Raw genomic sequence first — 12,290 nt, 5'->3', positions numbered from 1 at the left:
GGCGGCCGCGCTTCCTAGCATGCGCGCATGCATCGTCTCCTGCCCCGACGTTCCTCCCTCGACGCCCCGGTCGTAGCGGCCAACGTGCTGCTGCGCTGGTTGTCGCTGTGCGTGCTGTTCTGCCTGCTGGGCACGGCCGGGTTCTACCTGCTGGCGCAGCTCAGCGAGGACGTGTCGGTACATCGCCGCGACATGAACGCTGCCGCCTACCGGGCGCAGCTGTATTTCGACCATCGCGAAGCCCTGTTGAACTACCTGGTGGACTCGGTGGTGGAATCGCCGCTGCCCGCCGCCGCCCCGGCCCGGCCGGACGACGGCCAGGACAGCGAGGTACAGCGACTGCCGCTGGGGCCGGGCCGCGACGGCCGGCAGCTCAGCCTGCTGCTGTCCGCGCGCGCCGAGCAGACCATGGCCGACTTCGGCGCGCACCTGCTGCACGTGAGCAGCGATCCGCAGGCGCCACGCCAGTGGCTGCAGGGTCGGCACACGCCGGCAACACCCCCGCCGGCCGAGCTGACCGCGTCGGTACTGCGTGCGCATGCCGGCCGCGCCGCGCCCGGCACGGGCGTGTACTGGCTGCCGGCGAACCACCCCGGGGCCTCGATCTACCTGTACCGCGCAGCCGAAGAGGGCGCCGATCCGGCGCATTGGCTGGTGCTGGCGCTTGATCCGGCCGCGGTAGCGGACACGGTCTCCGGCCAAGACATCGGTGAGTTCCTGCTGCTCGACCAGCGCGGTCAGCCCGTGCTCTCCAGCCCTTCGGCCGAGCCGCCCACGACATGGCTGCGCGGCCAGCACGCAGATGCCTTCGCCTTCGTCTGGGCGCACGGGATACCCAAGGGGCTGGCTCTGGTGAAGAGCATCGGCCAGGACGGCTGGCGGCTCGTCTACCACCTTCCAGCGGCGCTGCTGCTGCGCGATATGGCCGTACACATCGCGGTGTCGCTGCTGGTATGCCTCGCCGCCATCGCGGCGTTGCGGTTGCTGATCCGACGCATCGACCGCCAGCTCATCCAGCCGGCACACCGCCAGCACCTGCGGTTGCTGGAGAGCTTCGATTTCGGCAGCACGGTGATCGAGATGGCGCCGGTGGGCATGTGCGTGCTGCGCTGCCACGACGCTCGGGTAATGCTGGAAAACCAGCTCGCGCGGGACTGGCTGGGCAGCGATACCGGCACCGGCGACTGGACCGGGGCGTGGCGACGCACGGCCGACCTTGCCCAATGCACTGCGGGCAGCCGCCGCCCGGTCGACGTCACCACCGCCGATGGACGCCAGCTGCAGGTCCTGTACGCAGCCACGCGCTACCACGGTGACGATGTGCTGCTGTGCGTGTTCAACGACATCAGCCGGCACCGCCAGATCCAGGCGGCGTTGTCCTCGGCCAAGCAGGCGGCCGACGAGGCCAGCCAGGCCAAGAGCGCGTTCGTGGCCACCATGAGCCATGAGATCCGCACGCCGCTGTACGGCGTGCTGGGCACGCTCGAACTGCTGGGCAACACGGCGCTGGATCCGCGTCAGGCCGAGTACCTGAAGACCATCCGGCACTCCTCGTCGGTGCTGCTGCAGTTGATCAGCGACATCCTGGATGTCTCCAAGATCGAATCGGGCCAGCTGACCTTGGCCACCACGGCGTTCTCGCCGCTGGACCTGGCCGAGACCACGCTGCGCGCCTACGCGGCCGCTGCGGCCCGCAAGCAGCTGCAGATGGTGGTCTGTACCGATCCGCGCCTGCCTGCGCAGCTCACCGGCGACGCCGACCGCATCCGCCAGGTGCTGGGCAACCTGCTCAGCAATGCGATCAAGTTCACCGACAGTGGCCGCGTCGTGCTGCGCGTCAAGCTGCTCGCCTGCGAGGGCGGCACCGCTACCGTCAGCTGGCAGGTCACCGACACCGGGATCGGCATCGCCGCGGCCGAACATGCGCGGCTGTTCGAGCCGTTCCGCCAGGCGGACGGCCAAGGCCGTTCGGATGGCACCGGCCTGGGGCTGTCGATCAGCGACCACCTCGTGCGCCTGATGAACGGCGACATGCGCCTGGTCAGCGAGCCCGGCCTGGGTAGCAGCTTCACCGTGATCCTGCCGCTGGGCGTGGATGCCGATGCATTGGCCGACGCCGGCGCCGATGGTCCGCGCCTGCTGTGCGACCCACCCGTGTACGTGCGCGCGGCCCTGGCCGAACTTGCCGACAGCGCCTGCCAATGGCTGCAGCGCTGGGGTGCCAGCGCGCGCCGTTACAGCACGGACATGCCGGTACCCACGGAGCCGGGCGCGATCCTGGTCGACAGCGATCCGCGCGATGCGGTGCCGATCGCGTGGGCCGGTCCGCGGGTGATCGCAACCGCTGACGCCGGCGACCCGTCCTGCGACGATCCGGCACGACCGGATCAGTTGACGGTCACTACGCTCAGCATCCGCGCGATCGCCGATGCGGTGTTCCGCCTGCAGCATGGCAACCGGGCACCGGCAGTCTCGACGACGCCGGTCGTGCGTGCCGCGCTTGGCCTGCACGTGCTGATCGCCGAAGACAATCCGATCAACCGCCTGATCCTCAAGGAGCAGCTGGAAACCCTGGGCTGCAGCGTGGTCACCGCCTGCGACGGGCACGAGGCGCTGGCCTGCTGCACGGCCGAGGAGTTCGACGTGGTGCTGACCGACATCAACATGCCCGGCCTTGGCGGCCACGCGCTGGCCAGGCGGCTGCGCCAGCAGGGCCATGCGATGCCGGTGATCGGCGCCACCGCCAATGCCACCCCCGAAGAACGCGAGCGCTGCCTGGCCGGTGGCATGACCGACTACCTGGTGAAACCGATCGACATCGGCACCCTCCGCCATGCCCTGGGCGGACTGACCGCAGGAGCCCCGACGTGAGCAACCACCGTGTACTGATCCTCGAAGACCAGCCGTTCCAGCGCGGCTTCCTGGCCAACATGTTCAATGCCGCGCCCGGCATCGCCACCGACACCTGCGGCGATGCGGCGCATGCGGTGGAGATGTGCAACTGGCGCCGCTACGACCTGGTCGTGACCGACCTGATGATGCCGGGCGTGGATGGCATCCAGTTCATCCAGGCGCTGGCCGCGCAGGAGCACCGCCCGATGCTGGCGCTGGTCAGCTCGGCCTCGCAACGGATGATGGCATCGGCGCGGTTGATGGCCGAATCGCTGGGCATCACCGTGCTCGGCATCCTGCCCAAGCCGGTGTCCCCGGCCGATGTCGGCGACCTGCTGGCGCAGCTTGACCACGCCAGCACCGAGGCCACCCCGCCGACCGCACCGGAGGAGGCTCCGATCCTGGCCAGCCGGGAGCGCCTGTGCGCGGCGATCTGCGACGGCCAGATCACCGCGTGGTTCCAGCCGAAGAAGTCGCTGGATTCGGGGTTGGTGGTGGCCGCCGAAGCACTGGTGCGCTGGCGCCATCCCGAGCACGGCACCCTGCAGGCCGGTCGCTTCCTACCGCTGATCGAGCAACATGGGCTGGAACCGGCGCTGCTGCGCCATATCCTCAAGGCCAGCGTGCAGGCCCAAGCGCGCTGGCGCGAACAGGGCTTCCGCATCCCGGTGTCGATCAACCTGCCACCCCACCTGCTCGAGCGCAGCAGCCTGCCCGACGAACTGCTGGAGCTGACCCTCAAGCACGGCGGCATTCCCGCCGATCTGTGCTTCGAACTGATGGAGAGCAGCACCACCCACCATGTCAGCGATTACTACGCCGGGGCCTGCCGGTTGCGCATGAAGGGCTTCGGACTGGCCCAGGATGATTTCGGCCAAGGTCTCAGTTCGGTGCACAATCTGGTCAGCACGCCCTTCACCGAGGTCAAGATCGACCGGGCACTGGTTCGCGGCTGCGCGCGCGATCCGGCGCTGCACAGCGCGCTGGCCACGGTCATCGCACTGGGCAGCAAGCTGGGGCTGAACATCGTCGCCGAGGGTGTGGAAACCGATGCCGAGCTGGCTACCCTGCGCAGGCTGGGCTGCAACCAGGTCCAGGGTTTCCTGATTTCGCGCGCGATTCCCGCCGAAACCTTCGGTGCGTTGCTGGACCAGGAAAAGGCCGCACACCGACACACCGAACTGGGCCACCCGGACACCCTCGCCACGCGCTGAGCCTTCACCGGCCCGCATTCACCACGCCATCCAGCGCGGCCCCGCACCCTTGTGCATCGGTTCACAACGGTTGACGATCGCAGGCACGCGGCATCGCGCGGCATCCGGCGCGTCGTTGCCACCATCACAAGGGGATTCCATGCCCGAGGCCGCACCCATCCGCCAGCTCGCCCGCCGTTCGCTGCGCGTGCACGCGCTGTTGATCGGCGTGATCGTCCTGGCCACGATCCAGGCCGGGTTGGTGCTGTCCACCACCTTGCAGTTGCTGCGCGAGGAACAGGGCAAGATCGATTTCCACTTCCGCCGCCTGGATGGCGCACTGCAGGAACAGGAGCGCTTCATGCGGCGCTGGCGCGCCCATGATCACGAGCGCGCGGCGGTGCCCGGTGGTCCACCAGGAACCGTCCGCAGCCAGCCACTGTCGGGCAGCGTGGAGGCGGCCAATCCGGCGCGGGCCTACATCCCGTTCTCGGTACTGCATGACCAGGCGCCCCCGCCACACACGGCATCGGCGCTGGGCGTGCGATTCTCCGGCTTCTACGGCGCGTTCTGGGCTGAATCGCTGTATCCCTCACCGCGCTGCCTGCTGGTCAGCGGCGAAGGCACGGCCGGATTGCTGGTGCCGCTCACGGTGGACGATATCGACCCGGTGCGGCCCGCCTCGGCACCGATGCAGGCGCTGCTGCGCTACATCCACGCGGTGGCGGCCAGTGTCTCGCTGCAACGCGGCGATGTGCGCTGGTTCCAGCGCGATCCCGGCGATGGCAACAACCGCCTGCTGTCGATCGCACAGGCACCGCGGGACATCGACGCGTGGGGCGATACGGACGCCCGGGCCATGCCGGCGATCGCCTGCCTGCTGGACCTGTCGCGCCTGGACGACCGTCGTCAGCTGCTGGGCGAGACGATCTACGACCAGCTGTCCATCGTCGACCCGAACGGTCGACTGGTGCACGGCCCCCACCTGGAGGGCGGCGGCGCGCAGCGCAGCTTTACCCGTGACGGGGTGATCTACCGCATGCGAACCAGCAATGGCTGGCAGGCCGTGTACCAGGTGCGCTGGGCGCGCCTGCTCAGCCATCCCCGCGGGCCGCTGATCGGCAGCGTGATCGCCGCGCTGCTGCTGGCGCTGGGCGGCGTGCTGGTGCTGCGCAGCTATCGACGCTCGGTTCTGGTCCCGCTGCGCCAGAACCATGAGCGTCTGCTGGAAAGCGAAGCGTTCAGCCGCACCGTGCTGGACGCGGCACCCATCGGTCTGTGTCTGCTGCGCCAGCGCGATGGTCGGGTGATCCTGGAGAACGCCCTGGCACGCAACTGGCTGGGAGAGCATCCTGACGCACCCGGCTGGCACGGTGGGTGGCGCGATGATGCGTCGGCCGACGCGGATACCCAGGGCCCTGCCACGCGGCCCTACACCACGCCCGACGGACGCCATCTGCTGGTGACCGTCACCGCCGCGCGCTACCGCGGCGAGCCGGTGATGCTGTGTCTGTTCATCGACCTCACCGCCCAGCACGACGCCGAACTGGTGCTGCAGCAGGCGCGCGTGGCCGCCGACCAGGCCAACCGGGCCAAGAGCCTGTTCCTGGCGACGATGAGCCATGAGATCCGCACGCCGCTGTACGGCGTACTGGGCACACTGGAGCTGCTCGGACTGACCCCACTGGACAGCCGACAGCAGGAGTACGTGGGCACGATCCAACGCTCGTCGTCGACCCTGATGCAGTTGATCAGCGACATCCTCGACGTGTCCAAGGCAGAGGCCGGGCAGCTGGCACTGGAGCCGGTCGCGTTCTGTCCGGCGGGATTGACCGAAGACGTATTGCGCTCGTATGCCGCTTCGGCCACGCGCAGGCGGCTGCAGCTGTATGCGTGCATCGACGGCACTGTTCCGGCGCTGGTGATCGGCGATGCCGCGCGCATCCGACAAGTGCTCAACAACCTCATCAGCAACGCGATCAAGTTCACCGATGCCGGCCGTATCGTCGTGCGCCTGCGCGCGGTGGAAGCGGCGGGGGAATTGCCGCGACTGAGCTGGCAGGTGGCCGACACCGGCATCGGTATCCAGCAGGAGCACCAGGCACGACTGTTCGAGCCGTTCTACCAGGCCAACCCGGGCACCGATGCGCTGCGCGGCACCGGGCTGGGGCTGGCGATCAGCGCGCATCTGGTGCAGTTGATGGGGGGCGAACTGCGGGTGGTCAGCGACAGCGGGCTGGGCAGCAGTTTCAGCTTCGAACTGCCGCTGGCCGAAAGCCCCGACCTGGCCGAGCAGCGTCCGGCGTTCGGCCAGCGCGTGGCGGTCTACGTGCGCTCGCCATCGCGCGAACTGGCCGACAACCTGTGCGAGCGCCTGCGCCAGCGCGGCGCCGCCGCGCAGGTCTACCACAGCGAATCGGCACAGAACTTCAGCGCACACACCCCCTTGCTGGATGTGCTGCTGGACGAGCCCGATCCCGGCTGGGCTGGGCCGCACGTGGTGGCCAGAAGCGACGGCGGTGACCATCCCGAGCGGATCGACGGGCGCTGGGTGGTGTCCATGCACAACCTGGATGCCATGGTGGATGCGCTGCTGATGGCCGCAGGCGGGGATGCGCCACGGCAGGCGCCGGCGGCCGCGCCGCAGTTCCGTCGCCTCGGCCTGCACGTGCTGGTCGCCGAGGACAATCCGATCAACCAGATGATCCTGCGCGAACAGCTGGAACAGCTGGGCTGCCACGCCGTGGTGGCCAGCGATGGCGACGAAGCGCTGGGCTACTGGTCACAGCGTCGCTTCGACGCGGTGCTCACCGACGTCAACATGCCGCACATCGATGGGTATGCCCTCACCCGCCGGTTGCGCGCAGACGGCGTGCGTGTACCCATCATCGGCGCCACCGCCAACGCCGCGCCGGAAGAGCGCGAGCGCTGCCGCAGCGCCGGGATGGACAGCTGCCTGGTCAAGCCGATTTCGCTGCAGGCGCTGTACCGCCAGCTCAGTGGGTTGACCGAACCGGTGGCCCCTGCCGGAGTGGACCTTTCACCGACCCGCGATGTGCCAGTCGATACGATCGTCGTCTCCGACCACCTGCGCGAGCTGTTCCTGACCACCATGCGCAGCGACCTGCAGGGCCTGTCGGCGGCCGTTGAGAGCGGCCAGGCCAACGAGATCCGGCAGATGCTGCATCGCATCCGCGGGGCGTTGGTGATGGTCTCGGCGCAACGCCTGGTCGACGTTGCCCAGGTGATCGAAGATAGAATCGCCGCCGGCGCGACGGTGGCGGCGTGCAGCGCGGCAGCGCAGGCCTTCCTGATCGAACTGGAACGCGCGCTGGTGCGGCTGGAACGCTCGCCACCGGAAGCCACCGATGTCCCCTGAGTTTTGCTCCTGCCGGTGCCGAGAACACGCATGAAGACCAAGATCGTCATTGCCGATGACCACCCGATCGTGCTGGCCGGCATCTCCGATGTCATCGACCGCGACCCGCGCTTGGAGGTGGTCGGCCAGGCACAGAGTCCGGCGGCACTGGTCGAGTTGATGCAGACGCTGGCACCGGACATCGTCATCACCGACTACAACATGCCCGGCGATGACGCCCTCGGCGATGGCATCAAGCTGATCTCCTACCTGCTGCGCAATTTTCCCGATGTCCAGGTGTTGATCCTGACCATGGTCTCCAATCCCTCGATCATCGCCGAGATGTACCGGGCCGGCGCCAGCGGCGTGGTACGCAAGAGTGGGGATCTGAAGGAACTCAACGTCGCGCTGTCTGCGGTGCTGGCCCAGCGCGTGTACCGCTCGCCGGACCTGCCGCGCGAGGAGGCCCTGCCGGGGGCCGGTGATGCCTCCTCGGCCTCGCTGCTGTCGCCACGCGAGTTCGAGGTGATCCGGCTGTTCGCCAACGGCCAGAGCGTGGGCGACATCGCCAGACGACTGAACCGCAGCAGCAAGACCGTCAGCACCCAGAAGGTCAACGCGATGCGCAAGCTGGGAGCCAAGACCGACCAGGAACTGATCACCTTCTGCCTGGCATCGGACCTGTTCACCTGAGCAGGCGCGCGGCCTGCCCGAGGCCGGCGGATACCGCGCCTGCCTGTCGCATTCGCTGACTGCCGGCCCAACCACGCTGCCGGCATCGGCGTACTTTAGGGATCGCCTGATGTCTCCGGTGGCAGTCACTGCCTAGCCTGTGCTTACCGGCTGCGCAGTGGTCGCGCCGGTACGGCTTCAAGGACGCCCCTGATGCACGCCCCGGCGTGTCGTGGCGATGGCGCTGCCATCCGCCCCCCTCCCCCGCGCCTTGTCGCCATGCGGCGTTGCCGGCCTGTGCCGGTGACGCCGCAACGGTGGTCGCCGGATGGCGATCGACATGGTCTGCAGATCCGTCTGGCGTACGCCGGACGGCTGCCTTGCGACGAGAAAAACCAGGATGAACAGAATCTACCGATTGGTGCGGGACCCCGTGAATGGACGCTGCAAGGTGGTGTCCGAACTTGCGCGGCAGCGTGGCACGGTGTCCATGACCACGCGCGCGGTCCGCGCCGGACTGCCGACCCGGATCGCGCTCGGTGCGGCACTGCTGGCGGCGCTGCCGGCCAGCGCGCTGGATTACACCGTGCCGATCACCGTCAACGCAGGCGAGTCGCTCGACCTGGCCAGCGGTGACAGCGTGCTGCACACCGGCAGCAGCTACGCGGTGACCGTAACGGGTCAGGACGCTACGCTGCACGCCACCGACCTGGACCTGGGCGTTACCGGCAACGGCAGCGGCATCGGCGCCATGTCCGGCGGCAGCGTGCAGATCGAGGGCGGCCACATCCAGCTCGGCGACGGCAGCGCCAGCGTCGGCTATGCCTTGAATGCCAGCGGCGCGGGCAGCGTGATCCGCGCCAACAACCTGGTCATCGATGCATATCGCAACGGCTCCGGCTACGGCACGGTCAATGCCACCGGCGGCGGCAAGGTCTGGCTGACCGGCGGCCGCGTCAGCAGTGGCGGGCATGCGCTGTACGCCACCGGCAGCGGTAGCGAGCTGCACGTGACCGGCACCGAAATCAACAACGGTGGCAACAGCGCCGTGTCTGCCGAGGGCGGCGCGCTGCTGGCGATGGAAGCGCTGCAGCTTACCTTTGCCTCGGGCAACAACGGCTACAGCGGCAGGCTGTCCTCCAACGGCGTGGGCAGTGTGCTGTCGCTGACCGATGTCGATGTGGTCAATGGCTATTTCGACATCAACAACGGCGGCCTGCTGCGCATCAACGGCGGTAGCGCCACCACCAACGGCGGCAGCATCCGCCTGCTCGGCAATCGGGCCAACGGGATTCACGCATCGGCCGAGGTAACCGGCGGAACGTTCGATACCACCGGCGGCTACGGCGTCAACGTCAACGAATGGGGCCAGCTCACCGCCAACGGCGCACATTTCACCGTGCGCGATGGCCAGTCCGGGCTGTGGTTGTCCAGCGCCGCCTCGTTGGCCGATCTGACCGATACGGTGATCAGCACCTATGGCACCAACGGCTACGGCCATGGCGTGGACGTCTGGGGCGGCACCGCGACAATGACCGGCGGCAGCATCGATACACACGGTGACGGCGTCTACGGCTTGCGTGCGTCGGGCAGCAACCCGCCCACGCCATACTCGCGCATCCGCGCCAACGATCTGGACATCACCACCTACGGCAACGGCGGTGGCGGCGTGTTCCTGGGCGGCAGCACGGCCGACGTGCAGCTCGATGGCGGCCATATCACCGTGCTGGGCGATGCAGCGTTCGGCATCGTGCAGATGAACACCGCACAGCTCACCGCGGACAATCTGGGCATTCATGCCAAGGGCGCAGGCAGCGGTGCGTATCGCTCCTACATCACCGTGTTCGGCCCGTACTGGGACCGCCTGACCTTCAACAACAGCCAGTTGCAGACCGAAGACGGCCCCGCGCTGTGGTTGCAGGGCAGCAATCATGCGCTGACGCTCAACAACACCGACGTGGTTGCCCGCCAGGCCGGCAGCGTGGACGGTGGCCGGCTGTTGCGGGTCAGCGATACCGTGTTCACCGATGGCAGCTCGGTGGCGACCTCGGACATTCTCTTCAGCGCCGACAACAGCCGCCTGACCGGCGATGTGGTGGTGGACAGCGCCACCGCCAACGTGCAGATGGCGCTGGCCAACGCCAGCGTGCTGACCGGCGCGCTGCGCGGCGACAGCGGCTTCCACGTGGCGTCGCTGTCGATGGATGACAGCAGCCGCTGGAACCTGCGCGGCGATTCCACCGTGGGGACGCTGCAGCATGCCGGAACGATCGCGTTCGTCGCACCCACGCGGGGCGACTTCAAGACATTGACCATCACCGGCGACTACGTTGGCAATGGCGGCACGTGGGTGATGAATCGCCAGCTTGGCGATGATGGCTCGGCCGGCGATGCGCTGGTGATCCAGGGCAACAGCAGCGGCACTGCGAACGTGCGGGTGGACAATGCCGGCGGCGCCGGCGCGCTCACCAGCGAAGGCATCCGCCTGATCAGCGTGGCCGGCCAGTCCGACGCGCAGTTCACGCTGCAGGGGCGCGCCGTGGCCGGTGCCTACGACTACTTCCTGTACAAGGGCGGGGTGAGTACGCCGGATGACGGCAACTGGTACCTGCGCTCGGAATATGTGGCGCCGGTGGACCCGGTGGAGCCCGTAGATCCCATAGATCCCGTGGACCCGGTGGAACCTGTAGATCCGATCGACCCGGTGGATCCGGCCACTCCCGATCCCGGCCAGCCGGTCGACCCGGTCGACCCGATCGATCCGGTGGATCCGGTGGATCCGGTGGATCCGGGCCCCAAGGTCGAACGCCCGGAGCCTGCCATCTACCTGGCCAACCAGTCCGCCGCCCTGCGCATGTTCCAGCACAGCCTGCATGACCGTGCCGGCGATCCGGGCACCCGTGTCCACGCCGAGGATGCAACCGGCGCGCTGGCCTGGGCAAACGTACGCAGCAGCAACCTGGACCGGCACGCCGCTGGCGAGCAGGTCCGCGTGGACAGCCGCGTAGACAGCGTCATGGTCGGCATTGGACATGCGCTGGCCGCCAACGTGGGCGGCCAGCTGCAGCTGGGGCTGATGGGTGGCCATGGCCGCGCCAGCAGTGATGCCGTATCAACGGTGACCGGCTACGCCGCGCGCGGCGTGGTCACCGGCACCACCCTTGGCCTGTACGGCACCTGGTTGCAGGACGCGGACATGCAACAGGGTGCGTATGTGGACAGCTGGGTGCAGTACAGCCGCTTCCGCAACCGCGTGCAGGGCGAAGGCCTGGCCGAGGAACGCTACCGTTCGCGCAACTGGAGCGGTTCGGTGGAAGCCGGCTACGTGTTGCCGCTGCAGCGCACTGCCGATCGCGGCCTTTACCTGGAACCGCAGCTGCAGGTCGTCCACAACCGTTACGACGCCGACAACGTGGTCGAAGCCAATGGCACCGCCGTGGAGAGCCGTCGCGCCGGCGGTACCAGTACCCGGCTGGGTGCACGTCTGTACACCCGCGCACTGACGCCAAAACAAGGCGATGTGCATCCGTTCGTCGCGGTCAACTGGTGGTCCGGTGGCAACGCGTCGGCGATCGCGGTCGACGACGTGTCGATCCGCCGCGACCTGCCCGACGACATCTACGAGGCCAAGGCAGGCGTGCAGGTGAACCTTGCCGGTGGCTGGCGCGGCTGGGGCCAGCTCGGGCACCAGACCGGCAGCCAGGGCTACCGCGATACCAGCGCGCAGCTCGGCGTTTCCTACAGCTGGTGACGGCGTGCCCGCTTCCGGTCGTAGGGCCGGAAACGGGCACCACCGGTAGCGCCGGCCGCTGGCCGGCGCCACGCAACGCCGAACACACCCCTGCACGCATGTGGCTTTTCCACACCCCGCGTGGAAAGTCGTGGGGGTTTGATGTGGACAAGTCGGTGCAAGCCAGCCACGCCAACGTTTTCGGGGCGTGGCGTTTTTTTGTCCAGGTGCTGACGCGGTTTTCCACAGCGCCTGGGCAAAGCGGTGGGGGTTTGTTGTGGACAACCCTGCGTAAGCGGTACGCGGCAAGGGTTTCCACGCGTGGTCATTAATTGTCCACGTGGTCTGCGGTGGAGGATTGCGTGGGCGCCGGCCAACGGCCGGCGCCACCGGGCCAGGTTTTCCACATGGGACGTGGAGAGCGATGGGCGTTTGTTGTGGACAA

The 12,290-nt window shown here is 68.2% G+C and carries 5 protein-coding genes; all 5 read left to right on the top strand.

Going from position 1 to position 12,290, the window contains the following annotated elements; translation table 11 throughout:
- Positions 1-27 precede the first annotated feature (27 nt).
- Positions 28-2,871 carry a response regulator gene (locus tag NR101_RS07285; protein WP_256775009.1) on the top strand — a complete coding sequence of 948 codons (2,844 nt, stop codon included), beginning with the start codon at positions 28-30 and terminating at the stop codon, positions 2,869-2,871.
- Complete coding sequence (locus tag NR101_RS07280) at positions 2,868-4,106, top strand: EAL domain-containing response regulator (protein ID WP_256775008.1); 1,239 nt, start codon at positions 2,868-2,870, stop codon at positions 4,104-4,106. Before NR101_RS07285 ends, NR101_RS07280 begins: the two co-directional genes overlap by 4 nt.
- Positions 4,107-4,245: 139 nt before the next feature.
- Entirely contained in the window at positions 4,246-7,464 is a 3,219-nt protein-coding gene (locus tag NR101_RS07275; RefSeq protein WP_256775007.1) for a hybrid sensor histidine kinase/response regulator, read from the top strand.
- Between the two features lie 30 nt (positions 7,465-7,494).
- Positions 7,495-8,136 carry a response regulator transcription factor gene (locus NR101_RS07270; RefSeq protein ID WP_256775006.1) on the top strand — a complete coding sequence of 214 codons (642 nt, stop codon included), beginning with the start codon at positions 7,495-7,497 and terminating at the stop codon, positions 8,134-8,136.
- 307 nt (positions 8,137-8,443) lie between these two features.
- Positions 8,444-11,866: an autotransporter outer membrane beta-barrel domain-containing protein gene (locus tag NR101_RS07265; protein WP_306175441.1), complete on the top strand. Its 3,423-nt coding sequence runs from the start codon at positions 8,444-8,446 to the stop codon at positions 11,864-11,866.
- Positions 11,867-12,290 lie beyond the last annotated feature (424 nt).

Source organism: Stenotrophomonas sp. Ste86 (assembly GCF_024519465.1).
Lineage (GTDB): Bacteria > Pseudomonadota > Gammaproteobacteria > Xanthomonadales > Xanthomonadaceae > Stenotrophomonas.
Note: the sequence above shows the minus strand (reverse complement) of the source record. Positions and strands in the feature narration are given on the sequence as shown.